28 protein-coding genes and 1 tRNA gene are annotated in these 25945 nt (G+C 73.3%); 19 read left to right on the forward strand and 10 right to left on the reverse strand.

What is annotated here, in order from left to right; translation table 11 throughout:
- Positions 1 to 161: 161 nt before the first annotated feature.
- On the forward strand, positions 162 to 1517 hold the full coding sequence (locus tag AC3CCI_RS07555; RefSeq protein WP_488628602.1) for a peptidoglycan DD-metalloendopeptidase family protein: 1356 nt from the start codon (positions 162 to 164) through the stop codon (positions 1515 to 1517).
- 69 nt (positions 1518 to 1586) lie between these two features.
- Here AC3CCI_RS07555 and AC3CCI_RS07560 read toward each other — a convergent pair whose 3' ends face one another.
- Positions 1587 to 2531, reverse strand: coding sequence for a LysR family transcriptional regulator (locus AC3CCI_RS07560; RefSeq protein ID WP_354593902.1), 945 nt, complete (start codon positions 2529 to 2531; stop codon positions 1587 to 1589).
- Positions 2532 to 2602: 71 nt separating this feature from the next.
- Here AC3CCI_RS07560 and AC3CCI_RS07565 point away from each other — a divergent pair, with 71 nt between their 5' ends.
- Positions 2603 to 3574: an EamA family transporter gene (locus AC3CCI_RS07565; RefSeq protein ID WP_354593901.1), complete on the forward strand. Its 972-nt coding sequence runs from the start codon at positions 2603 to 2605 to the stop codon at positions 3572 to 3574.
- Here AC3CCI_RS07565 and AC3CCI_RS07570 read toward each other — a convergent pair.
- A complete protein-coding gene (locus AC3CCI_RS07570) occupies positions 3564 to 4040 on the reverse strand; it encodes a GNAT family N-acetyltransferase (RefSeq protein ID WP_488628603.1) in 477 nt (158 codons plus the stop codon). The genes AC3CCI_RS07565 and AC3CCI_RS07570 overlap by 11 nt on opposite strands.
- A gap of 200 nt (positions 4041 to 4240) precedes the next feature.
- On the opposite strand from AC3CCI_RS07570, the gene AC3CCI_RS07575 reads away from it, so the two are divergent.
- Positions 4241 to 4918, forward strand: a complete 678-nt coding sequence (locus AC3CCI_RS07575) for a ScbR family autoregulator-binding transcription factor (protein WP_354593899.1) — start codon at positions 4241 to 4243, stop codon at positions 4916 to 4918.
- Positions 4919 to 5033: 115 nt separating this feature from the next.
- Here AC3CCI_RS07575 and AC3CCI_RS07580 read toward each other — a convergent pair whose 3' ends face one another.
- The 4 genes from AC3CCI_RS07580 to AC3CCI_RS07595 all read right to left on the reverse strand — a co-directional run bounded on the left by AC3CCI_RS07580 (position 5034) and on the right by AC3CCI_RS07595 (position 8791).
- Positions 5034 to 5993, reverse strand: coding sequence for a hypothetical protein (locus AC3CCI_RS07580; protein WP_488628604.1), 960 nt, complete (start codon positions 5991 to 5993; stop codon positions 5034 to 5036).
- Positions 5990 to 6727 carry a response regulator gene (locus AC3CCI_RS07585; protein WP_488628605.1) on the reverse strand — a complete coding sequence of 246 codons (738 nt, stop codon included), beginning with the start codon at positions 6725 to 6727 and terminating at the stop codon, positions 5990 to 5992. The genes AC3CCI_RS07580 and AC3CCI_RS07585 overlap by 4 nt, the downstream gene beginning before the upstream one ends.
- Positions 6724 to 7983, reverse strand: coding sequence for a sensor histidine kinase (locus tag AC3CCI_RS07590; protein ID WP_488628606.1), 1260 nt, complete (start codon positions 7981 to 7983; stop codon positions 6724 to 6726). Before AC3CCI_RS07590 ends, AC3CCI_RS07585 begins: the two co-directional genes overlap by 4 nt.
- Before the next feature lie 187 nt (positions 7984 to 8170).
- Positions 8171 to 8791: a superoxide dismutase gene (locus AC3CCI_RS07595; protein WP_055976080.1), complete on the reverse strand. Its 621-nt coding sequence runs from the start codon at positions 8789 to 8791 to the stop codon at positions 8171 to 8173.
- 174 nt (positions 8792 to 8965) lie between these two features.
- Here AC3CCI_RS07595 and AC3CCI_RS07600 point away from each other — a divergent pair, with 174 nt between their 5' ends.
- Positions 8966 to 9544: a molybdopterin-dependent oxidoreductase gene (locus AC3CCI_RS07600; RefSeq protein ID WP_488628607.1), complete on the forward strand. Its 579-nt coding sequence runs from the start codon at positions 8966 to 8968 to the stop codon at positions 9542 to 9544.
- Complete coding sequence (locus AC3CCI_RS07605; protein ID WP_488628608.1) at positions 9541 to 10656, forward strand: FAD-binding oxidoreductase; 1116 nt, start codon at positions 9541 to 9543, stop codon at positions 10654 to 10656. Before AC3CCI_RS07600 ends, AC3CCI_RS07605 begins: the two co-directional genes overlap by 4 nt.
- A 290-nt stretch (positions 10657 to 10946) precedes the next feature.
- Here the strand turns inward: AC3CCI_RS07605 and AC3CCI_RS07610 are convergent, their stop codons facing one another.
- Positions 10947 to 11624, reverse strand: a complete 678-nt coding sequence (locus AC3CCI_RS07610; protein ID WP_488628609.1) for an SDR family NAD(P)-dependent oxidoreductase — start codon at positions 11622 to 11624, stop codon at positions 10947 to 10949.
- Between the two features lie 331 nt (positions 11625 to 11955).
- Between AC3CCI_RS07610 and AC3CCI_RS07615 the strand changes: the two genes are divergently transcribed.
- Both AC3CCI_RS07615 and AC3CCI_RS07620 read left to right on the forward strand, forming a co-directional pair.
- Complete coding sequence (locus tag AC3CCI_RS07615; protein ID WP_354593891.1) at positions 11956 to 12417, forward strand: DUF3817 domain-containing protein; 462 nt, start codon at positions 11956 to 11958, stop codon at positions 12415 to 12417.
- Positions 12418 to 12528: 111 nt separating this feature from the next.
- Positions 12529 to 13374 carry a TspO/MBR family protein gene (locus tag AC3CCI_RS07620; protein ID WP_488628610.1) on the forward strand — a complete coding sequence of 282 codons (846 nt, stop codon included), beginning with the start codon at positions 12529 to 12531 and terminating at the stop codon, positions 13372 to 13374.
- Positions 13375 to 13668: 294 nt separating this feature from the next.
- On the opposite strand, the gene AC3CCI_RS07625 is transcribed toward AC3CCI_RS07620, so the two are convergent.
- Positions 13669 to 14706 carry an aldo/keto reductase gene (locus AC3CCI_RS07625; RefSeq protein WP_488628611.1) on the reverse strand — a complete coding sequence of 346 codons (1038 nt, stop codon included), beginning with the start codon at positions 14704 to 14706 and terminating at the stop codon, positions 13669 to 13671.
- A gap of 332 nt (positions 14707 to 15038) precedes the next feature.
- On the opposite strand from AC3CCI_RS07625, the gene AC3CCI_RS07630 reads away from it, so the two are divergent.
- The gene (locus AC3CCI_RS07630; protein WP_488628612.1) at positions 15039 to 16016 is read left to right on the forward strand and encodes a helix-turn-helix transcriptional regulator; all 978 of its coding nucleotides are present in this window, start codon (positions 15039 to 15041) and stop codon (positions 16014 to 16016) included.
- A 294-nt stretch (positions 16017 to 16310) separates the two neighbouring features.
- Here the strand turns inward: AC3CCI_RS07630 and dcd are convergent, their stop codons facing one another.
- Positions 16311 to 16898, reverse strand: coding sequence for a dCTP deaminase (dcd, locus tag AC3CCI_RS07635; RefSeq protein ID WP_488628613.1), 588 nt, complete (start codon positions 16896 to 16898; stop codon positions 16311 to 16313).
- A 50-nt stretch (positions 16899 to 16948) separates the two neighbouring features.
- Here dcd and AC3CCI_RS07640 point away from each other — a divergent pair, with 50 nt between their 5' ends.
- The 5 genes from AC3CCI_RS07640 (at position 16949) to AC3CCI_RS07660 (ending at position 20204) form a co-directional block, all read left to right on the forward strand.
- Positions 16949 to 17929, forward strand: coding sequence for an NAD(P)H-quinone oxidoreductase (locus tag AC3CCI_RS07640; protein WP_488628614.1), 981 nt, complete (start codon positions 16949 to 16951; stop codon positions 17927 to 17929).
- A 206-nt stretch (positions 17930 to 18135) separates the two neighbouring features.
- Entirely contained in the window at positions 18136 to 18690 is a 555-nt protein-coding gene (locus tag AC3CCI_RS07645) for an RNA polymerase sigma factor (protein ID WP_354593885.1), read from the forward strand.
- On the forward strand, positions 18687 to 19457 hold the full coding sequence (locus tag AC3CCI_RS07650) for an Asp23/Gls24 family envelope stress response protein (protein WP_488628615.1): 771 nt from the start codon (positions 18687 to 18689) through the stop codon (positions 19455 to 19457). Before AC3CCI_RS07645 ends, AC3CCI_RS07650 begins: the two co-directional genes overlap by 4 nt.
- Positions 19454 to 19957, forward strand: a complete 504-nt coding sequence (locus AC3CCI_RS07655; protein WP_488628616.1) for a hypothetical protein — start codon at positions 19454 to 19456, stop codon at positions 19955 to 19957. Before AC3CCI_RS07650 ends, AC3CCI_RS07655 begins: the two co-directional genes overlap by 4 nt.
- A 176-nt stretch (positions 19958 to 20133) precedes the next feature.
- Positions 20134 to 20204 (forward strand) — tRNA-Gly (locus AC3CCI_RS07660).
- Here AC3CCI_RS07660 and AC3CCI_RS07665 read toward each other — a convergent pair.
- Positions 20196 to 20927, reverse strand: a complete 732-nt coding sequence (locus AC3CCI_RS07665; protein ID WP_488628617.1) for a phosphatase PAP2 family protein — start codon at positions 20925 to 20927, stop codon at positions 20196 to 20198. The two genes, AC3CCI_RS07660 and AC3CCI_RS07665, sit on opposite strands and share 9 nt — an antisense overlap.
- Positions 20928 to 21043: 116 nt before the next feature.
- Between AC3CCI_RS07665 and AC3CCI_RS07670 the strand changes: the two genes are divergently transcribed.
- From AC3CCI_RS07670 to AC3CCI_RS07695, 6 genes are read left to right on the forward strand one after another with little or no spacing between them, the layout of a single operon-like run.
- Positions 21044 to 22171 (forward strand): DUF6177 family protein, encoded by a 1128-nt coding sequence (locus AC3CCI_RS07670; protein ID WP_488628618.1) that lies wholly within the window; start codon positions 21044 to 21046, stop codon positions 22169 to 22171.
- Complete coding sequence (locus AC3CCI_RS07675) at positions 22161 to 22607, forward strand: hypothetical protein (RefSeq protein WP_488628619.1); 447 nt, start codon at positions 22161 to 22163, stop codon at positions 22605 to 22607. The genes AC3CCI_RS07670 and AC3CCI_RS07675 overlap by 11 nt, the downstream gene beginning before the upstream one ends.
- On the forward strand, positions 22604 to 22996 hold the full coding sequence (locus AC3CCI_RS07680) for a DUF6507 family protein (RefSeq protein ID WP_488628620.1): 393 nt from the start codon (positions 22604 to 22606) through the stop codon (positions 22994 to 22996). The genes AC3CCI_RS07675 and AC3CCI_RS07680 overlap by 4 nt, the downstream gene beginning before the upstream one ends.
- Positions 22993 to 25140 (forward strand): glycohydrolase toxin TNT-related protein, encoded by a 2148-nt coding sequence (locus tag AC3CCI_RS07685; protein WP_488628621.1) that lies wholly within the window; start codon positions 22993 to 22995, stop codon positions 25138 to 25140. Before AC3CCI_RS07680 ends, AC3CCI_RS07685 begins: the two co-directional genes overlap by 4 nt.
- Entirely contained in the window at positions 25133 to 25435 is a 303-nt protein-coding gene (locus AC3CCI_RS07690) for a hypothetical protein (RefSeq protein ID WP_354593880.1), read from the forward strand. The genes AC3CCI_RS07685 and AC3CCI_RS07690 overlap by 8 nt, the downstream gene beginning before the upstream one ends.
- 23 nt (positions 25436 to 25458) lie before the next feature.
- On the forward strand, positions 25459 to 25938 hold the full coding sequence (locus AC3CCI_RS07695) for a hypothetical protein (protein WP_488628622.1): 480 nt from the start codon (positions 25459 to 25461) through the stop codon (positions 25936 to 25938).
- The last annotated feature ends 7 nt before the right edge of the window (positions 25939 to 25945 follow it).

Below are 25945 nucleotides of genomic sequence, written 5' to 3' on the forward strand. Positions count from 1 at the left end.
CCCGGCGACACCGCCGAGGAGGCGCGGTGCCCGTCGTCCGTGCCCGTCGCGCCCCCGCCCCTCGATAGGGTGGATCATCCGCGAGCCCGAGCGCGGACCCCCTGCACCGTCGCCGACGCGCGTCCACCCCGCGTCCGCACCAGTCAGACAGACAGAGAGCCATGCCCCCCTCGGACCACTCCCCACGTCACACCGCCCCCCTGCCCCGCCGGTCGTCGGCCGGCTCCGTGCCCCGCCGGGTGTCGGTCGTGCTCCCGCCCCGGCGGTCGGCGGCCGCCACCGTCGTCCTGGCTCTGGCCGTGCTGACCGTGGTGGTCGTCCCCGACCCCGCCGCCGCGGCGGCACCCACCTGGCAGGCCGTCGTCGCGGCGCGCGACGACGAAGCCGCGAAGAAGAAGGCACTCGCCGACATCCAGGGCGCGCTCGACGACGCGACGGCCCGCGCCGACGCCGCACGCGCGTCGGCCGACGAGGCCGGTCGCGTCCTGGGCGAGGCCCGGGCCGCCGTCGACGAGGCCACGGCACGACACGAGCAGCTAGAGACGCGCCGGGCCGGGGCCCGCGAGACCGCCGACTCGGCACGCCGGATCGTGGGTCAGGCCGCCGCCCTGATGGCCCGACCCGGCAGCGGGGGGCTGGTGGGCGACCTGCTCTCGGCGGGCGACGGCGCGCAAGAGGTGCCCAAGGGGCTCAGCCTGTCGAGCAAGCTCGGCGAGAACGTCGGACGCCTCCGTGAACGGGCCCAGACCGCCGACAACCTGGCGACCTCGCTGGCCGGACAGGCCGCCGTCGCGCTCGCCGAACGCGACCGGCTCGCCGGCGACGCGCAGGCCGCACTCGACGAGGCCGCGGCCGCGAGCGTGACGGCCGAGGCCGACCTCGCCGCCGTCGACGACGAGAAGGCCACCCTCGCCGCCCAGGCCGCCCTGCTCGAGGACGACCGCCTGACGCTCGAGCAGGCCTACGCCCAGGCCCAGGCCCAGGCCCAGGCCCAGGCGGCTGCGGCGGCCGCGGCCGCCCGACCGGCGCCGGTCGCCGGTGGCGGCACCGGTCCGGTCGCTCCCGGCACGGGTGGGCCCGGCCCGGGGGTCACCGTCCCCGACCCGGGCACCGGCTGGGTCGCGGCCATCCGGTCGTACGGCTCGTACCAGGCCTACGGCTACCGCACCCACCCGATCACGGGCGAGTACAAGCTGCACGCCGGCGCCGACTTCGGTGCGACCTGCGGCACGCCGATCTACGCGGTCTCAGCCGGTCGCGTCAGCTACGCGGGCCCGTCGAGCGGCTACGGCAACCTGATCGTCGTCGACCACGGCGGCGGGGTCAGCAGCGCCTACGCCCACATGGAACGTAGCGGCATCCACGTCTCGGTCGGCCAACGGGTCGCGGCGGGCCAGGACATCGCCGGCGTCGGCACCTCGGGCGGCTCGACCGGCTGCCACCTGCACCTCGAGGTGCGACAGGGCGGCGTCGCGACCGACCCCGTGGTCTTCCTGGCGGCCAAGGGCGTGCGCTGACGGCTGCCGGGCGTCAGATGCCGTGAGGCGGGCGTGTTCGGCGGTTCCGGGCGCCCGCATCCGCCCGCATCAGCCGAACTCGCCCGTGGTGGTGCCCACCGGGTCGTCGTGCACCTCGATCGACGCCGCCTCGGCCCGGATCTCGTCGACGACGGTGCGGACGGCCGGTCGCGCGGCCCGGTCCGGGCGCATCAGGGCCTCGAGGTGTCGGCCGGCCCGGACGTTCTCGAGCGTCGCCAGGTGGAACCTGCCGGGGGCCCGCGAGGCCGAGGTGTGGCGCGGGACGAGGGCGACCCCGTGGCCGGCGGCGACGAGGTCCTCGATCAGCGGCAGGTGCACGGTGCGGTGCACGACGAGCGGGGTGACTCCCGACTGCAGGGCCATCGACACCAGCACGCGGTCGATGGGGTACCCCTCGGGCACGCCGATCCAGGGTTCGCCGACGACGTCGTCGATCGCCACGCGCGGCCGGTCGGCCAGGCGGTGGTCGAGCGGCAGGGCCACCTCGAGCGGTTCGCGCAGCAGCGACACGACCGTGAGCGAGTCCCGCCCCGGTGGCAGCACGCCGTCCGACCGGTGGGCGAGCACCACGTCGAAGTCGGCGGTCAGGGGCGCGAACTCGTCCTCGGAGACGTCACGGTCGGCGACCTCGAGCTCGATGCCCTCGTGGGCCCGCATGCGGTGCAGGAGACCGGGCAGCAGCAGCTCGGCCGCCGACGCGAACATCGACACGCGCACGATGCCGCCCGTCCCGCCGCGGACGACCTCGAACGCGGCCTCGGCCTCGGCGACGGCCGTCGCCACGCCCACCGAGGCCCGGGCCAGGGCCCGGCCCGCCTCGGTCAACCGGACGCCCCGCCCGACCCGACGCACGAGCTCGACCCCGAGCTGACGCTGCAGCGTCTTCAGCTGTTGCGACACGGCACTGGGCGACCGGTGCGTCGCCTCGGCCACCGCGGTGACGCTGCCCCGGTCGGCCAACTCGCGCAGCAGGTCGAGGTGGGTGAGGTCCATGAAGGCAGCCTACAAAGACCATCCCGTCATCGGTGCTGGTCCTGAACGGTCGGGCGCGCCACCATGGACCCGTGACCGTCCGCGACCGCCTCCTCGCCCTCGTCGTCGCCGTCTGCTGGGGCGTGAACTTCCCGGTGACGGCGATCGCCCTCGAGCACTTCCCGCCGTTCCTGCTCGTGGCCCTCCGCTTCACGTTGCTCGCGGTGCCGACCGTGCTGCTCGTGCCGCGTCCTGCGATCCCGTGGTCGCGCCTCCTGCTCGTGGGCGCCACCCTCGGCATGCTGCAGTTCGCGTTCCTCTACCTCGGCATCGCGGCGGGCATGCCCTCGGGGCTCGCCTCGCTCGTGCTGCAGGCGTCCGCGCCGTTCACGGTCGTGATCGCCGGCGTCTGGCTGCGGGAGCGCATCACGCGACGGCAGGCGGTCGGCATCGGCATCGCCGTCGTGGGGCTCGTCGTCATCGCCGGTCACCGGTCACAGGTCGCCGCGCTGCTGCCCGTCGTGCTGACGCTCTGCGGGGCGCTCGGCTGGGCGATCGGCAACGTCGCGGTGCGCCGCGCCGCGCCGCCGAACCCGCTGCACCTGACGCTGTGGATGTCGATCGTCGCGCCGGTGCCGATGCTCGCCCTGTCGTTCGTCGTCGAGGGTCCGGCCCGCATCGGCGAGAGCCTCGGGTCCGTCCTCACGCTCGAGGCCCTGCCGTCGGTGCTCTGCCTGCTCTACCTCGTGCTGATCGCCTCGCTGGTCGGCTACGGCATCTGGACCCGCCTGCTCTCGGTCTACCCCTCGGCGACCGTCGCACCGTTCTCGATGCTGGTGCCCGTCGTCGGCGTGCTCGCGTCGTGGCTGGCGTTCGGCGAGGTGCCCGACACGGTCGAGCTCGTCGCCGGGGTCGCGGTGGTCGGCGGCGTGCTCTACGCCAGCCGCGTGCCCCGGGCGCGCGCCGCGGAGGGCGACCCCGAGGAGGCGCGGGTCGACCCGCCCGGGTCGGTGGCCGTCACCGAGACCGGCACCGCGCCTCCCCGGCCGGCCGTCAGGCGCTGACGGGCTTCTTCATCTGCACCGCGGTGGTCTCGTAGCCGAGCGATTCGTAGAGGTGTCGGGCGACGTCGTTGTAGCCGAAGACGTTGAGGCCCAGGGTCGCGGCGCCGTGCCGGGCCGCCGCCTGCTCGGCGAGCAGCATCGTCGCCCGTCCGAGGCCGCGCCCGCGGTGGGCCTCGTCGATCTCGACGTCGAAGACCCACCAGTCCGTCGCGCCGGGCACCCGCGGGGCGATCCAGAGGATGCCCACGGGGTCGCCGGGTCGGTCGTCCTCGACGACGTCGTAGACGAGGTGGCCCTCGGCGGGGGCGCCGTCGGGAAACGCCTCACCGAACGAGCGCCGGGCGGCCTCGGCGGCCTGTTCGGGAGTCTCACCGGCGAGCACGCGCGACTTCTCGTACTCGGCGGTCGAGCGGCGCATCCACGGCACGAGGCGGGAGGTGGGCATGGGCACGAGGCTGAGCGTCATGCCCGCACGCTAGCGCGGTGCGGGGCTGGACGTCGCCCGCGGGCGGACCGGTCGGTCGTACCCCGAAACGCTTCGCCACGCGTACCCCGGGTGCGTCCGGAGGGCGCAGGTCGCCCCGGTAGCGTGAGCAGCGGCCGACGGGGGGAGGCCGTGCGGTGCCCCGCAGGGCATCGTGTCGACCCGCAGGAGAAACCCACCCGATGCCCCAGCAGAAACGCGCCCTGGCCACCCGCGCCGCCATCGTCCGAGGTGCCGCCGTCGTCTTCGACGAGCACGGCTACAGCGAGGCCTCGCTCGACCTCGTCGCCGAGACCGCCAAGGTGACCAAGGGTGCGCTGTACTTCCACTTCCGGTCGAAGGCCGACCTGGCGAACGCCGTGATCGCCGAGCAGCACTCGCTCTCGCGGGCCTACGCGGACCAGGTGTCGGCAGCCGCCGGCAGCGGTGCCGAGGCGCTCATGCTCTCGTGCGCGTCGCTCGCGACGCAGTTGACCACCGAGGTGCTCGTGACCGCCGGCATCCGCCTGACCACCCAGTCGCCCAGTCGGGACCTTCGGGTCGAGCACCCGTACCTCGACTGGCAGGCCCAGATCTCGGGTCTCGTCGACCGCGCCGTCGCCGAGGGGGACTTCCGGGCCGACACCGACGTCGAGAGCGTCGCTCGGTTCGTCGTCGGGTCGTACGCCGGGGTCCACATCGTCTCGCAGGCCCTGACCGGTCGGGCCGACCTCTTCGACCGGCTGCGCGACATGTGGGCGTTCGTGCTGCCGACCGTGGTGTCCCCCGGTCGCGAGGGCCTGACCAGCTCGTTGCCCCCGCTGATCAGGCCGTCGGACGTCCCCCCGTCCCCCGACGTGTCCTCTGCGGTCCCAGGATAGATACTGGACGACCGGTTTTCCAGTCCCCCACCGAGGGGGCGCGCGATCACGGTCGCACGGCGACCGCCCGCCCGGGGCGCGTCGGTCTCGGCGACCGCCCGTCCGGGCGCGACGGTCACGACGTCGGCCGCGGGGGCGTGAGCTCGTCCAGGACGCGCCGGACCGCGGCGTCGTCGGCGGCGAGGGCCTCGGTGTCGATCTGCGCCAGCAGTTCGCCGTCGTCGTGCGGCACGGTGAGCTGACGCTGCCACTCGGCCTCGTAGAGGGCGTCGCGGTAGCCCGAGCTCTCACGGCACCGGGCGTCGGCCGTCGCGATCGCGATCTCGTCGTCCGTCGGCGACGTCGTCGAGTCGAGCGTCGTGAACCGGTCGGCCATGTCGCGCGTCGGCATGCCGGACGGGTCCGACGCGACGTCGCCGACCCGGGCGGCCTGCAGGCACGAGCGCCAGTCGGCCCAGGTGGCGGTCACCGCCGGGTCGTGACGAGCGCCCTCGAACGCCGCGTTGTTGAGGCGGACGAGCGACTGGGTGAGGTTGGAATAGTCGTAGAGGCGGTCGAAGGCCGGCACCTCGGCCCGCGCCTGTCGGAGGCACGACGTCAGGCGGTCGCTCTTCTCGTCGGTCCACGTCTGCTGCGAGAACTCGGACCACGCCGCGGCACCAGGGTCGAGCACCGAGGCCGCGTGGTAGCCGCTCGCCTCGGCGGTGGCCAGGTCGAACGCCCGGAGGCGCCGCGAACCGTTCACCGACAGTTCGTCGGCCCGATCGGCCGCCGCGACGTCGCGCCACGGCAGCACGTACTCGTCGTAGCCCGCGTCGATCATGCACGGCTGCACGACGAGCAGTTCGGCGTAGCCGACCGACGACGACCCGAGCGTCACGTACCGGTCGAGCGGCATCGTCCACGCGTCGACGTCCTTCCCGGGCAGGTCGGGCAGGGCGTAGGCGGCGTTGGCGGGGATGCCGTACGCGACCACCCCGGCCACCACCGCGACCACGGCGCCGAGCGTGAGGCGCTTCGCCCGTCGCTGTCGAGACGGGGCGGTGCGCGTCGGGACGCTCTCGTGGTCGGTCATCGGGTGTTCCTCTCGTCGGCGGGCACCGGACCCACCAGGTCGTTCTCGTAGGCGAAGACCACGATCTGCACCCGGTTGCGCATGCCCAGCTTCTGCAGCACCGCGCGCACGTGGCTCTTGACGGTCGCCTCGCTCAGCCACGCGCTCTCGGCGATCTCGGCGTTGCTCAGGCCGCGCGCCACGAGCAGGAAGATCTCGCGTTCGCGCGGTGACAGCACGTCGAGCGGCGCGGTGCGCCGCGACGGCGACGGGGTCGGCACGGCGAACGCGTGCACGACGTCGAGCGCCGCTGCCGCCGTCGGAACCGGTTCGCCGGCCGCCGCCGCGCGGATCGTCGTCAGCACCTCGTCGGGCGTCGCGTCCTTCGTCAAGAACGCGTAGGCGCCGGCCTTCAGCGCGCTGAACACGGCCTCGTCACGCTGGATCGTCGTCAGGGCGACGACGCGCGGGGCCGCCTCGGGGTCGCTGCCCGCCGCGGCCACGATGCGGGTCGTCGCCTCGAGGCCGTTCATCACGGGCATGCGCAGGTCCATCAGCACGACGTCGGGCCGCTCGCGCTCGACCAGGGCGACGCCGGCGGCCCCGTCGACGGCCGTGCCGACGCAGACCAGGTCGGGCTGCGCCTCGATCAGCATCTGCAACCCCGAGGCGAACAGCGGCTGGTCGTCGACGACGACCACCCTCACCAGGGCAGGAGGCGCGGTGCGCGTCGTCGCGCCCGTGACGTCGGTCATGCGGGTCGCTCCGTCCAGGACTGCAGCACGCCGATCGGTTCGGGCGTGGGGACGAACGCGGTGACGACGAAGACGCCGTCGTCGTCGAGGTCCGCCGTCAGCCACCCACCGGCGAGCCGGGCCCGCTCGGTCATGCCGGCGATGCCCGTGCCGCGGCCGCTGCCCTGGCGGGCGGCCACGAGCGGTTCGTCGCCGGACGAGGTCACGAGCAGCGCCAGGCCGGGTCCGCGCCAGTCGAGGGCGACGTCCACCGTGCACGACGAGCCGGAGTGCTTCAGGGCGTTGGTCAGGCTCTCTTGCACGATGCGGAAGACCGCGAGCTCTTGCGACGGCAGCAGCTCGGCGGCGTCGCCGAGGTGCCGCAGGGTCACGGTCATGCCCACGTCGCGCATCGTCGTCGCCAACCGGTCGAGGTCGGCGATGGTCTCGCGGGGCGTCGCGTCGTCGGCGTCCTGCTGGATGCGTTCGACCAGGTGGCGCACGTCGACCAGCGACGTACGGCCGACGTCGGCGATGGTGCGCAGCGCCTGGTCGACGACCTCGGGGCGCGTGGCCGAGAGGGCGAGGGCGCCCTGCGCCTGCGACACGACGACGGCGAGCGAGTGGGCGAGCGCGTCGTGCACGTCGCGCGAGATGCGGGCCCGGTCGTGCGCGAGCCGCAGCTCGACGTCGGTCTCGTGGAAGCGGGTCTCGGTGCGCTCGAGCACCTGCCCGATGCGGCGCACCCGCAGCACGCTCGACAGGAATATGCCGACGGCCCAGGCCGCGGCGGCGGCGCCGAACAGCGAGGCCGCCAGGGTGATGACGTCGGTCTTCGTGCCCTGCCCGCCGCCGACCCACGACGACCAGACGTACGGTCGGGCGAGGGTGGGCACGGCCATCGTGATCGCGGCGAGCCCCGAGGCGAGGCCGGCGGCGGCGAGGGCGACCAGGCGGACGGCGACCGACCGGGCGAAGGCCGCGAAGAAGGCCACGAACGCGATCGCGAGGTACGTCGGCCAGGTCGTGTCGGTGGGGGGCTGCACCCATCCTGCGAGCTGCAGGACCGGCACGACCGTCAGCACCCCGATCGCCGTCCAGGGCATCCACACGGAGAGGCCGATCGCGATGCCGAAGAGCGCGAAGACGACGACGTTCTCGACGAGGTTTCCCCGGCCGGCCTCGGCGATCGTCCACAGCAGCACGAAGACCGCGGCGGCGACGGGGGCCGCGAGACGCGGCACCCAGGTGCGCAGGTCGTCGGGGATGGTGTCCATGTCGACGACCGTAAGGCGTGGTCGACGGGCCGCGCGCGCCTCCTCGGGGGTTTTCATCCTTGAGGACGAACGCGCCGGGGGTGGGGAGGAGTCGTCGGCCGGTGACGCCGCGACGGCGCGCCCCGCCGACGCGGCGACGGCGCGCCCCCGGATGGGGACGCGCCGTCGGCGGGGTGCAGGGGTGGGACTAGAGCGTGATCAGACCGTCGGTCTTGGTCGTCGCGGCGGCGAGGCGGGCCTCGACGTTGCTCCAGTTCACGATGTTCCAGAAGGCCTTGACGTAGTCGGCGCGCACGTTCTGGTAGTCGAGGTAGTAGGCGTGCTCCCACACGTCGAGCATCAGCAGGGGGACGAGGCCGAACGGCACGTTGCCCTGCTGGTCGAAGAGCTGGAAGACGCTGAGGCGCTGGCCGAGCACGTCGTAGGCGAGCACCGACCAACCCGAGCCCTGCACGCCGAGCGCGGTGGCGGTGAAGTGCGCCTTGAACTTCTCGAGGTCGCCGAAGTCGCGGCCGATCGCCTCGAGCAGGTCGCCGGTGGGCTCGCTGGTCTCGGGGGTGAGGTTCGTCCAGAAGATCGAGTGGTTGACGTGGCCGCCGAGGTTGAAGGCCAGGTCCTTCTCGAGCTTGTTGACGTTCGCCAGGTCACCCGTCGAGCGGGCCTCGGCGAGGGCGGCGTTGGCCGTGTTCGCGCCGGTGACGTAGGTGTTGTGGTGCTTGGAGTGGTGCAGCTCCATGATCTTCGCGCTGATGTGCGGCGCCAGAGCGGAGTAGTCGTAGGGCAGATCGGGCAGGGTGTACTCAGCCATGTGGGGTCCTTTCGAATTGACCTGCATCCACCGTACGACCTCCACCCATGCCGGTGTCGAGGTTCTCCCAGCGCGGACGCAGCCTCACGGCCCCTCGGCGTCGGTGGCCGTGCGTAGGCTGGCGGGCACGCGCGGCACCGCGACGCACCCCGACGCACCACGAGGAGGCGCACCATGGCAGGATTCACCGGCTTCGGCAGGCGGCGCGCAGCCGACCCCCGACTGCCCCCGGGGCAGTACCTCGAGAGCGGGTTCCCCGTGCTGTCGGCCGGCCCGACGCCGAACATCAAGCGTTGGGAGCTCCAGATCGCGACCGAGACCGGGCAGCGCTCGCTGAGCTGGGCCGACTTCCAGGCCCTGCCGCACGAGGCGATCGAGACGGACATCCACTGCGTCACGAGCTGGACGAAGCTCGGCACGCACTGGCGCGGCGTCTCGCTCGACACCCTCTTCGACGGTCTCGAGACGACCCACGAATACGCCATGGCCACCAGCCACGGCGGCTACACGACCAACCTGCCCTTGAGCGAGCTGCTCGGGGGCAAGGCCTGGGTGGTCGACACCTACGAGGGCCAGCCGCTGCACGCCGAGCACGGCGGGCCCGCCCGGCTGTTCGTGCCCGGGCTGTACTTCTGGAAGAGCGCGAAGTGGTTGCAGGGCATCCAGACCATGGCCACCGACCGTCGCGGCTTCTGGGAGAGCATGGGCTACCACCCCCACGGCGACCCGTGGAAGGAAGAACGGTACGCGTGAGCGGGGCCGAGTCCGAGGCGGGGGCGAGGGCCCGAGGCGGAGCTCGAGCCGGGGCCGACGCCGGGGCCGCGGCGGACGCCGGAGCCGGGGCGGACCCTGCCGGTGACGCGTTCGCCTGGTTGCCCGCCACCATCGTGTCGACGGTGGCGCGGTCCCCGGGGGCCCGGTCGTTGACGCTGGCCGTGCCGGGATTGCGCCCGGCGCGGGCCGGCCAGCACGTCGACCTGCGACTCACCGCCGACGACGGTTACACGGCCGTGCGGTCGTACTCGCTGAGTGACGTCCGCGCCTCGGGAGGCGCGACGGACGCGGTGCCCACAGGAGGCGCGGGCCGGGTCCCACAGGTCGAGGTCACCGTCGAGCGGCTCGACGACGGCGAGGTGTCTCCCTACCTGGTCGACGCGGCCGAACCGGGCGACCCGATCGAGGTGCGCGGACCGATCGGCGGCTGGTTCGTCTGGCCGCCGACCGAGTTCGAGCCCGACTCGGCCGTCCACGCCGTGCTGCCCGAGCCCGAGGGAGCGACCCCGCCGACGTCGGCCCCCGTGCAGTTGATCGGCGGCGGGTCCGGAGTCGCACCCCTGATGGCGATGGTGCGGGCACGAGGCCGGGGCGCACCCCCGATGCGGCTGCTCGCCTCGGTGCGCGACCCGGGTTCGCGGTGGTTCGTGGCGGAGCTCGACGAGGCCGCGCGCGCCTCCTCGGCTGGTGCGGTGCCCGGCGCGGTGCCCGGCGGCGACGGCGCCGACGGTGCCGACGGCACCGATGGCGCCGACGGTGCCGACGGCACCGATGGCGCCGACGGTGCCGACGGCACCGATGGTGCCGACGGTGGTGATGCGGCCGGCACGGTCCGCGGGCCGGATGGTGGCCGCGGGCCCGGCAGCCTGGCGGTCGACTGGGTCTACAGCCGTGTCGCTCCCGAGGGGCCTGGGCGGCCGGCGGGGCGACTCACGCGGGACGAGCTCGAGCGGCTCGTGCTGCCGGCGTCCGAGCACCCGCTGGTCTACGTCTGCGGAGCGAACTCCTTCGTGGCGGCTGTCGCCGGGTGGCTGGTCGAGCTCGGGCACGCGCCGACCCGCGTCCGCACCGAGCGCTTCGGCGGCGTCTGACCCCGCGAGCTGGTGAGCCCGGCCCGCCGCTGCTCCGGCCCGCGTGCCGAATCAATGAAGAACCCCGAAAGCGAAGACGAACCCCGATCAATCGGGGTTCGTCTTCGCTTTCGGGGTTCGTGCCCGCCGCCGACCCGGCTCGCGCCGACCCGGCTCGCGCCGTGCCGATCCTCGCCCGACGATGAACCCGGTTGCGAACGATGAACCCACGAGGAAACGGGTTCACGGTTCGAAACCGGGTTCACGGGGCGACGGGCAGAGCCCAGAGCCCGCCGCCAGCAGGCCCGGCGTCAGGCCGGCGAGCCCTTCTCGGGGGCGGTGGTGCGGAACTCGCCCCGGGTGACGTGCTGCTGCCAGAGCAGTTCGGCCAGCGCCTCGGGGCTCTTGTCGCTGCTGTCCGGCTCGATGCCGCCGGGGATGATCAGCTGGCCGACGTGGATGCCCTCGTCGGCGAGTTCGTCGTGCAGCAGCTGCGCGTAGGCGGTCAGTCCCGCGAACGCGATCGACGTGCCGGTGACCTTCGCGCCCGGGGTGACGGCGGACCCGCCGTTGACGAAGAGGATGGTGCCCCCGCCGTCGGGCAGGAACCGCATGCCGGGCAGCACCTGGTGGACGGCCGCGACGGGCCCGTAGATCGAGAACTCGACCGGTCCGACCAGGTCCGCCGGCATGGTCTCGAGCACGGGCCGCATGAAGTCCTTCTGCGGCAGCGGGCTGTACTGCATCACCTGGATCGGCCCGAGCTGCTCGGTCGCCTGCTCGAGCGCGGTGGCGATGCTCGCCGGGTCGCGCACGTCGGCCGTGAAGCCCTGGGCGGTCACGCCGTCGTCGCCCAGGTCGGCGGCCAGCGCGTCGAGGCGTCCCTGGTGCCGTGAGATCAACGCGACGCTGAAGCCCTCCGCGCCGAATCGTCGGGCCACGGCAGCGCCGAGCCCCTTGCCTGCTCCGATGATCGCGAGTGTCGTCATGCGCCCCATCAAAACGAGGAGGCGCGGGTCGGCACCCAGCAAGAGGGGTACGCGAGGTGCGTGGTCGCGTCGCCCCGCGCCTCCCCGGCCACGTCGGACCGATCCGCACGGCCCCCGCTCGCGCCAGGCCCGTCGGCCGCGCCCGCGGCAGCCGCCCACGGGCGGGCCACCGGCGGCCCGCCGGCAGCGCCCACGGGCGGCCCTCACGGCAGCCCCCAACGGCGGCCCTCACGGCAGCCGCCCACGGGCGGGCCGGGCCTCCGGCCCGCGTCCAGGCGCGGGCTGAGACCATGGTCGCGTACCCCGTCGGCCCCCTCACCAGGAGCACCTCGTGTCACCTCGCACCCTCTTCCGATCGTTCGCCGTCGCCGAGGTGGTGACGTGGTCGCTGCTGATCGTGGGGATGATCCTCAAGTACGCGGTACGGGTCGGCGACTGGCCGGTGAGCGTGGCCGGGCCCATCCACGGGTTCGTGTTCTTGGCGTACCTCGTGGCGGGCGTCGTCGTCGCCGTGAACCAGCGGTGGTCGGGTGGCGTGACGGTGGCCGCCCTGGCGAGCGCCGTCGTGCCCTTCGCCTCGCTGCCCGTCGAGCGGTGGATCGACCGTCGCGGGCTGCTCTCCGGCGACTGGCGTCGCACGGCCACCGACGACCCCCGTGACCGACGGCCCCTCGACCGGCTGCTGCGCTGGATGCTCGGGCACCTCGTGCTCGCCCTGGTGCTGCTCGTCGTGGCCGTCGTCGTCGTGTTCGCGGTGCTGCTCGCCGCCGGGCCGCCCGTGCAGGTGGGGTGACCGACCGCACCGCGCCTCCCGCGCGACTCCCCGCGCACTGGCACCGCGCCTCCCTGGCAATCCTCTTAGCAACTAAGAGATCGGACCGGAGGCGCGACTAGCGTCCACGGCATGACCGCGAACTCGAGCACCCACGCCCCCGCCGGAGCCGCGACGTCACGCGACGTCGTCCGCCAGATCGTGGTGGTCGTCACCGCGGTGCTCGCCATCGTGCTGGCCGCCTACGGCTCGGGCGCGTTCGGGGGAGTCTCGGTCTCGGACGCCGCGGGCGGCGCGCTGAGCGCGACGGCCACGGCCGTCGCCCCCGCGACGACCGCCTTCAGCATCTGGAGCGTCATCTACCTGGGCCTCGTCGCCTACGCGATCCACCAGGCGCTGCCCGGGCAGCGGGCCGTCACCCGGCACCGCCGCCTCGGCTACTGGGTCGCGGCGTCGCTGCTGCTCAACGCGGCCTGGCTGTTCGCGGCCGTCCAGCTCGGCAGCGTGTGGCTCGGCGCCGCCGTGATCGTCGCGCTGCTGCTCGTGCTCGCGCGCATCTTCGTCATCCTTTTCCACACGGCGTCGTCGGGCTGGGTCGACGCGATCGTCACCGACGGCACCCTCGGCCTCTACCTCGGCTGGGTCAGCGTGGCCACCGTCGCCAACATCGCTGCCGGCCTGGTCGACGCCGGGTTCGACGGGTTCGGCTTCGCCGCCGGGTTCTGGTCGTCGGTCGTGCTCGGCGTGGCCGCCCTCGTCGGCGTCGTGCTGGCCTTCGCCGGTCGGGGCCGCATCGCTCCGGCCCTCTCGCTGGCGTGGGGGCTCGCCTGGATCGCCGTCGGCCGCCTGACCGGCGAACCCGAGAACGTGGTCGCCGGGGTGGCGGCGATCGTGGCCGCCGCCGTCGTCCTCGTCGTCACGATCGCCGTGCGGGTGGCGCGCGGTCGAGTCGGCGCCACCGCCTCACTGCACCGCTGAGCCCCCGCGCGCCGCGCACCCCTGCCTGCCCACCGCTGCCCGCCGCCGGCTGCCCACTGCCCGCTGCCCGCTGCACGCTGCCCGCGGGCCACGCCGCCACGAAGTGAACAGTCCGCCACGCATTGTCGTGGCGGACTGTTCACCGCGTGGCGGGATGCCTGGTCGGCGGTGTCGCCGCACGCTGCACCGCGCCACGAGACGGGCACGACACCAGGAGAAGACCTGGCGCGGTGCCCATCTCCTGGCGTCGTGCGGAACGCGCGGTGCGTGCGGGAGGCGCGGCGCGCCTCCTCGTCAGCGGCCGCCGGTGATCTTGCGGTCGCGCTGGGCGACGCCGGCGGTGCCGTAGGGGTAGTCGTCGACGCGGGGTGCGCTCGCCGCGGTGAGGCGGGCGACCTCGTCGTCGGTGAGGGCCGCGGCCAGGTCGGACGAGCCCAGGTTGTCGTCGAGCTGCTCGACCGAGCGGGCTCCGAGGATCACCGAGGTGACCGCGGGCTGACGCAGCAGCCAGGCGAGGGCGACCTGCGACGCCGAGGCGTCGTGGGCGGAGGCGATCGAGGTGACCGCGTCGAGGACGGTCCAGGTGCGTTCGTCCGCGTTGCGCGCCTCCCAGGCCTCCATGCCGCGCTTGGGGTCCTCGCCGAGGCGGGTGGCGCCGGTGGGGGCCTGGTCGCGGACGTACTTGCCGCTCAGCCAGCCGCCGGCGAGCGGCGACCAGGGCAGCAGGCCGATGCCCGCGTCGAGGGAGGCCGGGACGACCTCGTGCTCGATGTCGCGGACGAGCAGGTTGTACTGGGGCTGCAGCGTGACCGGCGGGGCGAAGCCCAGGGCCTCGGCCCGGCCGACGGCCTTCGTCACCTGCCAGCCGAGGTAGTTCGAGAAGCCGTAGTAGCCGATCTTGCCCGCGCTGATCGCGTCGTCGAGGAATCGGAGGGTCTCGTCGATCGGGGTGAGGTGGTCCCAGGCGTGCATCTGGTAGAGGTCGACGTGCTCGACGCCGAGCCGCGTGAGGGACGCCTCGAGGGCCTTCGCGAGGTGGCGCCGCGAGAGTCCCACGTCGTTGGGGCCGTCACCCATCGGGAACCGCCCCTTCGTCGCGAGCACGACCTGGTCGGCGTCGGTGGGGTGGTCGGCCAGCCAGCGGCCGATGATGGTCTCGCTCGTGCCCGCGCTGTACACGTCGGCGGTGTCGACGAGCGTGCCGCCGCCCGCCACGAAGGCGTCGAGGATCGCGTGAGAGGTCGGTTCGTCGGCTTCGGCGCCGAACGTCATGGTGCCGAGGGTCAGCTCCGACACCGAGGCACCGCTGTTTCCGAGGGTTCTGTAGTCCATGATCCGACGCTACGCGCGTGCGGAGCAGGCCGCCGGGCCCGTGGCGACCCCCGGACGCAGGGTGTTCGGGGTTCGTCAGGTGGATAATCGGCAGATGGTCGTCCGACATCGTCGTCGGGCCCGACCGAGCCGGGACCAACCACCCCGGATCACCGTCCCACCCGAGGGGAACGACCGTGTCATCACCAGCCGAGGCGGCCACAGTGCCCGCCGGATCAGCCACCAGCCGCCCACCGAACCCTGCTGCACCGCACGCTGCCGCACCGCACCCTGCTGCACCGCACGCCGCCGCGCCGCGCCCCGCGCCACCGCGCCCCGCGCCACAGCGCCCCGTGACGACGCCCCTGGGGGCGCAGGTCGATCCGCGCGTCCGCAGCGTGTCGACGAGCGACCGCGAGGTCGCGCACGCCCTGATCCGGAAGAACTACCGGATCACCCGACTCGAGGGAGAGGGGCCGGACCCCTTCACCTACAGCCGTGCCGTGTCGGGTGAGACCCGGTTCGCCCTGTGCCGCTTCGAGTACCGGCGGGGTCGACTGCTGACCGAGAGCGAGCCCGCGGGGTTCCTGGTGGCCGGCGGGGTGATGGCGGGCCGCCTGTCGCTCTCGACGCGCGGCCACGAGATCCGGGTGGCCCCGGGCACCCCCATCGCCTTCCCCTCGCACGACGCCAAGACGATGGAGTCGTTCGACCTCGTCCTCGGCCAGGTGCTGCTCGACCGGGCCGCCGTCGAGCACGAACTGGCGGCGATGCGGCTCTCCGCGCCCGGTGGCCTGAGGTCCCTGGCCACCGAGGCGGTCTCGCCCGCGATGGGCCGGTACTGGTCCGAGCTCGTCACGCACGTGCACGAGCACGTCATCCGCAACGACGCGGCGATGGCGAGCCCGCTCGTCCGCGGTTCGGCGTTCCGCTCGCTCGTCGCGGCCTACCTCGAGGCGTTCGAGACCAACGTCGTCGTGCTCGGCGGCGACGGGCAGGCCCCCCTGCCGTCCACCGTCCGCCGGGCACGGGAGTTCATCGAGCAGCACGCCCACGACGACATCGGCGTCGTCGAGATCGCCGAGGCGGCCCGGGTCACCCCTCGGGCCCTGCAACTGGCGTTCCGCCGTCACCTCGACTCGACCCCCATGGCCGAGCTGCGGCGGGCCCGGCTGCGGGGGGCGCACGGCGACCTCGTCATGGCCGACCCGACCCTCGGTCACACGGTCGCGGGCATCGCACTGAGCTGGGGCTTCGCGCATCCGGGGCGGTTCGCGGCCCAGTACACGGCCGAGTTCGGGCACTCACCCCGGGACACCCTCGAGGCCTGACGGGTGAGTTTCGGCCCCGCCTTCGCACCCAGGGCCTTCGTTTCGTTTTTCGGACAGGGGCGGGTTTGCCCGTTGGGCAGACCGACGCACAATGAGAAAGCCTCGCGGTGAAAGGTTCAGGACCGCGAGTCACAGCGCACGAGATCGACGTCGGGTTTCTCTCGTGTCGCCGGGGTGCGGAGGGAGTCGGGTTCCTTCCGCACCCCCTTCTCGTCTCAGGGCGCCGCACGCGTCGGGGACGCAGGAGGCGCGGGTCGGCCGGACCGCGCCTCCTGCGGTCGGCGACGAGGCGGCTCAGTCGCGGGCGGAGACGTCCGTGTGCACGAAGCCCTGTGACGACCGGCTGGCGGTCGGGCCCCGCTGGCCCTGGTAGCGCGAGCCGTACTCGGACGAGCCGTAGGGGTGGTCGGCCGGTGAGCTGAGCCGGAAGAAGCAGAGCTGGCCGATCTTCATGCCGGGCCAGAGCTTGATCGGCAGGGTGGCCACGTTCGACAGCTCGAGCGTGACGTGCCCGCCGAAGCCCGGGTCGATGAAGCCGGCGGTCGAGTGCGTGAGCAGGCCCAGGCGCCCGAGCGAGCTCTTGCCCTCGAGGCGGGCCGCGACGTCGTCGGGCAGGCGGACGAACTCGTAGGTGCTGCCCAGCACGAACTCGCCCGGGTGCAGGATGAACGGTTCGTCGGCCCTGGCCTCGACCAGGCGGGTCAGCTCGGGCTGGTCTTCGGCCGGGTCGATGAACGGGTACTTGTGGTTGTCGAAGAGGCGGAACAGCCGGTCGAGCCGCACGTCGATGCTCGACGGCTGGATCAGCGTCGGGTCGTAGGGGTCGAGGCCGATTCGCCCGGCGTCGAGCTCGAGCTTGATGTCGCGGTCGGAGAGCAGCACGGGTCCAAGCCTAGTCAGCGGTCGCCGGCCCACGGGGGCAGGATGGTCGCATGCGTGCCATGACCGTCCCCGTGCCCGGAGGGCCCTCGGCCCTCGTCGTCTCCGAGGTGGCCGAACCGGTGCCCGGGCCCCGCGAGGTCGTGATCGACGTGGCCGCCGCGGGCGTCAACCGTGCCGACGTCAACCAGCGCGAGGGGCACTACCCGTCGCCCGCGGGGGCACCCGCCTGGCCGGGGCTCGAGGTCAGCGGGACCGTCGTCGCGACCGGCGAGCACGTCACGGCCGTCGCCGTCGGCGACTACGTGGTGGCGCTGTTGTCCGGGGGTGGCTACGCCGACCGCGTGCAGGTCGACGAGGGGCTCGTCCTGCCGCTGCCCCGCGGCGTCGACCTCGTCGAGGCCGCGGGCCTGCCCGAGGCCGTCGCCACCGTCTGGTCCAACGTCTTCATGAGCGCCGGGCTGAAGCCGGGCGAGACCCTCCTCGTGCACGGCGGGTCGAGCGGCGTCGGCTCGATCGCCATCCAGATGGCGGTCGCCCTCGGCTCGACCGTCTACGCGACCGCGGGCACGCCCGACAAGACCTCGTTCTGCGAGCAGCTCGGCGCCACGCGCGGCATCGACTACAAGGCCGAGGACTTCGTCGAGGTGCTCCACGAGGCGACCGACGGACGCGGCGTCGACGTCGTGCTCGACCTGGTCGGCGGCGACTACGTCGCGCGGGACGTCGAGGCGCTCGCCCCGAACGGACGCATCATGGTGATCGCCGTGCAGGGCGGCGCGTCGGCCACGGTCGACCTGTCGCGCCTCATGGCCAAGCGGGGCCGGATCTGGGGCACCACCCTGCGGGCGCGTCCCCTCGACGAGCGCCGCGCGATCATGGCCGAGGTCGGCGAGCACGTCTGGCCGCTGGTCGAGGCGGGGTCGGTCCGGCCCGTGCTCGACAGCGTCTACCCGCTCGAGTTCGTCGCCACGGCCCACAAGCGCATGGAGTCCGGCGGCCACAGCGGCAAGATCCTGCTCGCGGTGCGCTGACCGCACCCCGGGGGCACAGGAGGCGCGGGTCGCGCGAGCCACGGAGGCCTCCGACCCGGCGCGGCCGGTTTCGGTGTATCCAAGAAGGTGACGGGTCCGGTGATCCGGACGTCACGGCGCCCGTCGGCACTTTTCCACGGGTCCCGGCCCGCGCCTCCCCGTCTTCGGGGCGGCGGGCGAGGGACGCACCACCAGAGGGGGCGGGCATGTCGGCAGACCTGACCGAGGCCACCGACGGGGTGCTCGCCTCGCGAGCCGCCGAAGGCGACGAGCGTGCCTTCGAGATGCTGCTGCGACGTCACCTGGGCCTGATGACCGCGTACGCGACCCGGTTGACGGGCTCGCGGGCCGACGCGACCGACGCGGTGCAAGAGGCCTCGATCACGATCTGGCGCGAGCTGCCCACGCTGCAGACGCCCGCCGCGGCCAAGGGCTGGATGATGCGCATCGTGTCGCGCAAGGCCTTCGACCTGATCCGGTCGCGACGGCTGACCGACGACGTCGACGACCTCGAGTTGGCCTCGGCGACGCCGACGACCGATCCGGAACGCCTGGCCGCGTCGAACGACGCCATGGAGGCGTTGCGCTCGGCGCTCGCCCGACTGCCCGCGAGTCAACGACGGGTGTGGGCCCTGCGCGAGGTCGGCGGGGAGTCGTACACCGAGATCGCCGAACGGACGGGCAGCACCGTGACGGCGGTCCGGGGGCAGCTCGCCCGGGCCCGAGAGACACTGACCCGTGAGATGGAGGCCTGGCGATGAGCGACCGACCACACGGCACCGACCACGCCCACGAAGACCCGACGCCGCCCGACGTGGCCGTCGACCTGAGCGCGGTCGTCGAGCACGAGCAGCTGCCCGAGGACGCCTTCGAGGAGGCCGTCGGCGACCGGACCGTGGGTGACCCGGGCGACGGTGACGCGCCCGCGTCCGGCGACGACACGGCAGACGACGTCGACGCCGACGCCGACGACGGCCTCTCGCCCGAGCGCCTCGTCGACTACCTCGACGCCGGCCGGCAGCCCTACGACCCCGAGATCGAGGAGTCGCCCGAGGCCACCGCGCAGCTCGCCGCCCTCGAACGGCTGCGGTCCATGGGTGCGCGGTTGCTCGAGGCCGACGCCGCGGCGACCCCCGCCCCCGACCCGAGCTGGATCGCCGGCGTCATGGACCGCGTGCGACTCGAGTCCCGGGCCGGTCGACAGATCCCGCTCACGTCGATCGACGACCGCTCGACCCTCCACATCACCGAGGGCGCGGTACGGGCGCTCATCCGCGAGGCGGGCGACGGGGTCGAGGGGGCGATGGTGATCTCGTGCTCGATCCGAGGCGACGTCAGCGTGCCCGGGGCCCTCGTCCGCGTCGAGGTCGTCGTCAGCGGCCTGTTCGGCCGGTCGCTGCCGGCGCTCGCCGACGCCGTCCGCGAGGCCGTCTCGTCACGACTGTCGCGCCAGACCGAGTTGACGATCGAGAGCGTGGACGTCACCGTGGACGACGTGCACCTGCACGGCGAAGGAGGCGCGGCATGAGCGACCACGACCCGGACGCCGGGATCAGCCCGGCCGACCTCTCGCTGCTCGCGGCCGAGCTGGGTGAGATCGCGGCCTCGGTCGACGGCGTCGTCCACGTGCGGGCCCGCCCCGGCTTCGGCAGCGTCGTGCGCTCGGCCCTGCAGGGGCTGAGCGCCGTCGTGGGCGGCGGCGGCGTCGTGGGCTCGACCGTGCCGGGCGACGGCTCGCCCGCTGGAGGCGCGGCGTCGGCCCCCGAGGTCCCCGACGTCGAGCGCGCCGACCCCTCGTCCGCCGAGGCCGCCGCCGCGGCGGCCCCCGGGCGGCCCGTCCCGCTCGTCGGCATCGCCGTGGCCGACCTCGAGACCCGCATCACGCTCGACATCGCCGTGGACGAGAGCGGCTCCGGGCCGCTCGTGGCCCGCGCGGTCGCCCAGGCGCTGCTCGACCGCGTGAGCGGGGAGCCCGTGCCGCCGGCATCCGTCGACCTGCGCATCGTCTCGGTCGCGACCGGAGCCTGAGCGCGCCTCCCGGGGCCGCCCGCGCGGTGGCCGGCGGTGTCGCACCGCGACGTGGACATCGCACCGCCGCATTCGGCGGTGTCATGTCCACCCGGCGGTGCGACACCGAGAGGCGGCCGAGAGGGCACGGGAGGCGCGGGCCGCTATAGTGGTCTGACGCGCCCTCGAGGCGCTGCGCGAGTGTAGTTCAATGGTAGAACTTCAGCTTCCCAAGCTGATAGCGCGGGTTCGATTCCCGTCACTCGCTCTCTTCTCCACCGTCCGGTCTGCCGAGGCGCAGCCAGATCCGGTGTGCGACCACCAGCACGGCGAGCCACGCGAGCGCCAGCAGCCAGGCACCCACCACGTCGGTCAGCCAGTGGTGCCCGAGGTAGACGCGGCTGAGGCCGATCGTCAGGGCGAACACCGCGGCCGCCGTGATCGTCAGCGCACGCATCGACCGCCGGGTCTGGCGCAGCACCAGCAGGTACGCGACGATGCCGACGACGACCGTGGCGTTCAGGGTGTGCCCGGACGGGAAGGACGCGCTCGTCTCGTACGGCGGCACCGCGTCCGACATCGGCGGGCGGTCGCGGCCGAAGAGCTCCTTGCCGGCCTGGGTCATCAGCAGCGAGCCGGCACCCGCCGACAGGCCGAGCACGACGGGCACCCACTCGCGGCGCCGGACCGCGAGCACGACGACCACCAGCAGCCCGAGGATCGGCAGCGCGATCACCCCGGCGACGTTCGTGTAGACGGTCAGGGCGGTGTCCAGCCAGGGGGAGCGCGCCTGCATGGCCAGCCGCAGGGTCGGCTGGTCGAGCAGGGCGATGCTCTCGTCGTCGGTGACGGCGGCGTACACGTCGGAGAAGAGGTACGCCGCCCCGGCCATCACGACCAGCCCGGCGACGAGCACGGCGGCGAACGTGCCGTGCCTCCGGACCCGTCGCCGTCGGTCGAGGCGGTGCGGGTCGGGGGCTGGCGAGGGCATCGTCCGAGCCTAGGCGGGCCGAGGCGCTCGGGGGACGCGCCGGTGGGCCGATCGAGGGACCGCGGTCGGAGGCGTCGTCCCCGTACGATGGACGTCGCCGCTACCGGGGGGAAGCCATGACCGACGATGCCACGACGTCCGTGAAGCTGCTGCACCCCCTGCTCGACACGCACGGGCCCGGGTGGGTCGAGTCGAGGTCGAGCAAGCCCGTCGTCGGGGTCTCGAGCGGCCTGTCGGCCCTCTTCGTCGATGGTGCCGAGTTCGGCACCCGCGTCGCGCTCGTCACCGGCCCGGACTCGCGGCTCACGTACTCGCTGTTCCACCTGCTCGACCTGCTCGGCGGCGTCTGGCTGACCCGCGCCTCCGACGGTTCGCTGCGCCGAGCGATCACGCTCGAGCCGGTGCGTTCGCCGGCGCACGGGCTCGGGGTGACCGAGGACGGCTACCCCCTGCCGCGGGACGAGGCGCCGTCGTCGGTCCGGCTCGACGAGGGGCGCGCGGCCGACCCTGGCGCCGTCCCCTGGACGCAGCTCGCCGTCGTCACGCATCACCGGGCGCGGGCCGAGGCCCGACTCGGCGGCACGCTCGAGCGACTCGTCGAGGCCCTCGCGCCCGGCACACGGACCCTGTGGGGGACGACCGAGCCGGCCACCGCGGTCTGGGACCGCGATTTCTTCACGGCCGCGGCGCGCAGCCGCATGCCGTCCGAGACGCGGTTCCACGTGGCCGGAGGCGACGCCTCGGGGCCGAGGTACCGCGGGTGGGTGCGCGTCTCGCGCAGCGCCGACGGGGTCGTCGAGGAGACCCGGATCATCGTGACCGGTGCCGTCGCCCCGGGCGTCGTCGCGGACGCCCTCGCCGACGTGGCCGGTCGACAGCATGTCCTCCTGGCCACGGCGTGGTCGATGTCCGGCCGGGCCGACGCGACGGTGTCCGCCCACGACCGGGTGGCGCCGCAGCCGGTGGCCGCCGTCGTCGGGGCCCGGAGCGTGCGGGACGTGCACCTGGACGTCGAGGGTCTCGTCCGTCGGGTGGGCGGACGGGTGCTCGGGTCGTCGCGGACGCCGTCGGTGCTCGTGTCGTTCGACGAGGGGCCGGCCGGTGACGCCGGCGCCGGTGCGGGTGCTGACGACGGTGCCGCCGCCGCCGCCCGCTGGCACCGTTTCGCCGACGCGGTCGACGTCGTCGGTGCCGACGAGGTCCTCGCCGCGATGACCCCGCCGGGGGTGCGCCGTGCCTCGTGAGTACACCGTGGTGACGCCCGGTCCCGTGACCGCCGTCGACGGCGCCCGCGCGGCCGCCGAGATCGACCCGGACCTCGGCCTCGGCAAGCTCTGGAAGGGCGGCGGGCTGCAGATCGCGACCGACGACGGACTCGTTCTGGCCATCGTGCGCAGCACGTACGTCGAGGACCCGGCCGACGCGTCCGTCCTGCTCGGGGTGGAGATCGAGGCGGGCAGCTGGCTGACCGAGGCGTACGCGCCGGGCACCGACCCGGTGTCCGACGCGGTCGTCCAGGCGCTCGTCCGTGGCACCGGGGGCCGGGTCGTCGTCGAGGCGGTTCCGGGCGGGCCGAGGCCCGCGACCGCGGCGCCTGTGACCGCGGCGCCCGTGACCGCGGCGCCGGCGGCGTCCGCGACCGTGCCACCGTCGACGACGAACGAGGGAGCAGGCGCATGAGTTCGTGGTCGATCTCGCCCAGCGGGGTGCAGGCGGTCCTGGCCGACGTCCAGGTCTCGGCCGGCGACCTCGGCACGGCGGCCGAGGGCCTCGCGACCGGCCACGAGGAACTGAGCGGCGGCGTCGGCGACCTGCTCGTCGGCGTCGCCAACGCCGTGTTCGGGTTGATCGAGTCCCAGACGACGACCCTCACGTCGGTCGTGAACCGCATCGACTCCTGCGGCGCCGGTGCTGCCGAGGCGACGATCGCCTACGTGGCCGGCGACGAGGAGATGGCGGCGAACGCGCAGTCCGCCGCCGTGACGGCCGCGTCCCAGGCGCCCGCCCTGGCGAACGAGCAGAGCGCCGCCGGCATCCCGCCCGCGTCGAGCCCGGGGGTGCCGCGATGAGCCCCTCGCTGATCGTCCCCGGAGCGATCCCCGGCGTCACCATCGACCCGGCCGCCATCTCGGGGTCCGCCGCGACCTTCCGCAGCACGGCGACCGCGATCGCCGAGCAGGGCGCGGGAGTCGTCACGTCGTGGTCAGGGTTGTCGGGTGTCTACGCGGCGCCCGAGGCCGAGCAGTTGTTCGTCGCCATGGACCCGGTCGGCACGAGCACGCAGACCCTCGGCGACACGTTCGGCAAGGTCGCGACGCTGCTCGACGACCTGGCAAGCGCCGTCGCCGCGCCCGTGGCGCGCCTGAAGGAGCTCGTCACCGAGGCCGAGGCCTTCACCGCCGAGGTGTCCGGCGGCGTCACCTACAGCACGGAGAGCTACAACTCGTACATCTCGAGCGGGCCCGACGAGGTCACCGTCGAGTGGTACGACCACATCCCTTCGCGCAACCGCAATGACGAGCTGCTCGGCGAGGTGAACGCCGAGGTCGCCAAGATCGACGCCGCCCGAGCCGAGTGCGAGAACGGCATCAATGCGTTGCGCACCGACCCGATGTGCTTCCGCGAGCAGGTCGCGTTCACGGCCGAGCAGCTCGACTCGATGAAGGACCTGCCCTACGGCGCCCCGGGCGACCCGCACAAGACCTGTTCCGAGTCGATGGGCACGGGCCTCGGCATGTTCATCGCCGAGGCGGGCTACGGAGCCGCGGCCCTGGTGGGTTGGGACATCCAGGGCGGCACGGGCGTCACCAAGGAGTTCGGCCTGCAGGCCTGGAGCGGCCTGCTGCAGGGGCTCGGGGCCATCCTCATCACGAGTCCGGCGACGATCGCGCTGGCGTACGCACCCCCGGGTGCAGAATCGGCGCCCGCTCAGCCCGCGATCGACTGGTACCGCTCCACGCTCGAAGGCGTCGTGCAAGGCATCGTCGGCACGCCCGAGATGTACGACGAGGACCCGGTCGCGGCCGGCACCTTCGCGACCCTCGGCGTGGCGTCGTTCTTCGTCCCGGTCGGAGGTGCGGCCGTCGGTGCGACGAAGGCGACGTCAGGCCTCGCGCGGCTCGGCGGCGCGGTCGAACGGGCCGGCCTCCGGGCCCCCGAGGGCTCGGCGTTGCGCAACGGCCTGACGCACGTGGGACACGCCTTCACCGGCCTGTCGGAGCGCCTGAGGGTGCCGACTGACGGCCCCCGCTCGACGGCCGGGGGACCGGACGCCCCGTCGCGCCTCGGCGAGCAGCTCGACCGCCTCGACGACGTCGTCGACGTCCGCTCCGACGGCCTCGCGCCCCCGCCCGCGCGGGTCGACGGCCCCGACGCGACGCCCGGGCCGGTCCGCGGCGACGACGCGTCGGCCCCGCCCGTCCGCGAGGACGCAGGAGGCGCGGGTCACGTCGACGACGCCCCCGCGGCCGACCAGCCCGGTCGCGCCGACGGCGATGCCGGAACGGGTGGCTCGGGTGGCGACGCCCCCGCTTCGCCAGCCCCGTTCAAGGACGCCCCGACGGGTCCGATCACAGACACCACGGGGAAGAAGGACCTCACCCCGATCATCGACGGTAGTTCGATGACCCGCAACCAGTTGGCCGACTACTTGGACGTGATGGACCACGAGGCGGGCACAGCATTCCGGGATCGCGGCGTCTGGCCCTCAGATCAGCGCATTCCGGCAGACTCTCGGTTCCTCGGCGCGGACGGGCGAGTGAATTGGGACGACGTTCCCCCCATGGGGTTCGCGCTCGATGAGCAGGGTGTTTCGATCATCGAGAGGGACCCAAGCGTTGCTCTGGGATCACTCGTCGACAGGGCCGGATCGGCCGAAGGAATCTTCGTTTCACCTGTCCCGGACGATGGTGTGCCTTTCAGTCACGACCAGAGGGCCACGCCGTGGGTCCGGGACGAAGGTGTGGAACACACCTACCGTGTAACAGGTGACCTCTCTGACATCCGTGGCGCCTTCGATCGGAGTGACGCCAAGGTTCGTCTGGCATTCGAGACGCAGATGGCCGTCTTCGGCGTCACATGGGACGACATGCATCTTCTCAGAGGACCCATTGCGCCGGGCTTCGGCCAAGCTGGGGGAGGCACGCAGATCGTTCTGCCCATGAGCGTCGAGGATCTGATGAGCATCGGCTTACTTGAGGAGATCCGTGACTGACGACGATTCGAACACTCTGGCCTCGTTGACGAACCGCGTGGATCGACTAGGACTCGGGCATCTGAACTTTCTGATCGGTGACGCGGAGACACGGCGTCCATACGCACTCGTCATCGCCCAGGACGAAGGAGTCTGGAGCACCTTCGTCAGGGATGAAAGAGGGCTGACCAGGGTCAAGAGCGTCCGGACGTATCCGGATGAGCGGTCGGCGGTCGAGGGCTTCCTCGTCCTCCTGAACGGCATCGCGCTCGTCAAGCGGCTCCGTTCCGAGGCCGCGGCTGAGAAGGACGTCTAGCCGGTGCTCAAGAGTCCATGAGCGTGAGTGACGTGAACGGACTTCGAGGAGGAGCGGAAGTGGACGGATGGAGTTCATGTCCCAGTTGCGGAACGTCGCTCGGTTGGAGGAGCTGCGGGCCGTCCTCGACGCGGGCCTGGAGCCCGATGGCTGATCGTCGATCGCGAGGGAAGAGCCTCGAGGAGTCGGTCGCCACGATCGAGGCCGAGGGGCTCGACAGGTTCGCCCACGTGATCGGAGACGATCACGGCAGTTCGGCGGACGCCCTGGTCCTGACCCGACGAGACGGCGTCTGGACCTCGTTCTCGACCACCGAGCGGGCCGGTGTCGAGGAGACCGGCGTTCGCACGGACGAGGAACTCTCCGACGCTCTGGACGACTTCCTGCGTCTCATGAGGCTGAGGGCCGACGAGGACGTGATCATGTCGCGCATCAGGGAGAAGAACAGGCTCGCCCACGAGACGTGGCGGGCGTCACGAGACGACCGACCGGGGAGGGCATGACATGGCC

The organism is Frigoribacterium sp. CF331, assembly GCF_057787905.1.

What these genes read in the sequence shown, in the direction of transcription:
- AC3CCI_RS07655 (WP_488628616.1), top strand. Translation starts at nt 19,454, where the DNA reads ATGAGCGACCACGACCCGGACGCCGGGATCAGCCCGGCCGACCTCTCG.
- AC3CCI_RS07580 (WP_488628604.1), bottom strand. Translation starts at nt 5,993, where the DNA reads ATGACCGACCACGAGAGCGTCCCGACGCGCACCGCCCCGTCTCGACAG.
- AC3CCI_RS07600 (WP_488628607.1), top strand. Translation starts at nt 8,966, where the DNA reads ATGGCAGGATTCACCGGCTTCGGCAGGCGGCGCGCAGCCGACCCCCGA.
- AC3CCI_RS07650 (WP_488628615.1), top strand. Translation starts at nt 18,687, where the DNA reads ATGAGCGACCGACCACACGGCACCGACCACGCCCACGAAGACCCGACG.
- AC3CCI_RS07685 (WP_488628621.1), top strand. Translation starts at nt 22,993, where the DNA reads ATGAGCCCCTCGCTGATCGTCCCCGGAGCGATCCCCGGCGTCACCATC.
- AC3CCI_RS07570 (WP_488628603.1), bottom strand. Translation starts at nt 4,040, where the DNA reads ATGACGCTCAGCCTCGTGCCCATGCCCACCTCCCGCCTCGTGCCGTGG.
- AC3CCI_RS07640 (WP_488628614.1), top strand. Translation starts at nt 16,949, where the DNA reads ATGCGTGCCATGACCGTCCCCGTGCCCGGAGGGCCCTCGGCCCTCGTC.
- AC3CCI_RS07560 (WP_354593902.1), bottom strand. Translation starts at nt 2,531, where the DNA reads ATGGACCTCACCCACCTCGACCTGCTGCGCGAGTTGGCCGACCGGGGC.
- AC3CCI_RS07645 (WP_354593885.1), top strand. Translation starts at nt 18,136, where the DNA reads ATGTCGGCAGACCTGACCGAGGCCACCGACGGGGTGCTCGCCTCGCGA.
- AC3CCI_RS07585 (WP_488628605.1), bottom strand. Translation starts at nt 6,727, where the DNA reads ATGACCGACGTCACGGGCGCGACGACGCGCACCGCGCCTCCTGCCCTG.
- AC3CCI_RS07665 (WP_488628617.1), bottom strand. Translation starts at nt 20,927, where the DNA reads ATGCCCTCGCCAGCCCCCGACCCGCACCGCCTCGACCGACGGCGACGG.
- AC3CCI_RS07610 (WP_488628609.1), bottom strand. Translation starts at nt 11,624, where the DNA reads ATGACGACACTCGCGATCATCGGAGCAGGCAAGGGGCTCGGCGCTGCC.
- AC3CCI_RS07670 (WP_488628618.1), top strand. Translation starts at nt 21,044, where the DNA reads ATGACCGACGATGCCACGACGTCCGTGAAGCTGCTGCACCCCCTGCTC.
- AC3CCI_RS07620 (WP_488628610.1), top strand. Translation starts at nt 12,529, where the DNA reads ATGACCGCGAACTCGAGCACCCACGCCCCCGCCGGAGCCGCGACGTCA.
- AC3CCI_RS07590 (WP_488628606.1), bottom strand. Translation starts at nt 7,983, where the DNA reads ATGGACACCATCCCCGACGACCTGCGCACCTGGGTGCCGCGTCTCGCG.
- AC3CCI_RS07595 (WP_055976080.1), bottom strand. Translation starts at nt 8,791, where the DNA reads ATGGCTGAGTACACCCTGCCCGATCTGCCCTACGACTACTCCGCTCTG.
- AC3CCI_RS07625 (WP_488628611.1), bottom strand. Translation starts at nt 14,706, where the DNA reads ATGGACTACAGAACCCTCGGAAACAGCGGTGCCTCGGTGTCGGAGCTG.
- AC3CCI_RS07575 (WP_354593899.1), top strand. Translation starts at nt 4,241, where the DNA reads ATGCCCCAGCAGAAACGCGCCCTGGCCACCCGCGCCGCCATCGTCCGA.
- AC3CCI_RS07555 (WP_488628602.1), top strand. Translation starts at nt 162, where the DNA reads ATGCCCCCCTCGGACCACTCCCCACGTCACACCGCCCCCCTGCCCCGC.
- AC3CCI_RS07680 (WP_488628620.1), top strand. Translation starts at nt 22,604, where the DNA reads ATGAGTTCGTGGTCGATCTCGCCCAGCGGGGTGCAGGCGGTCCTGGCC.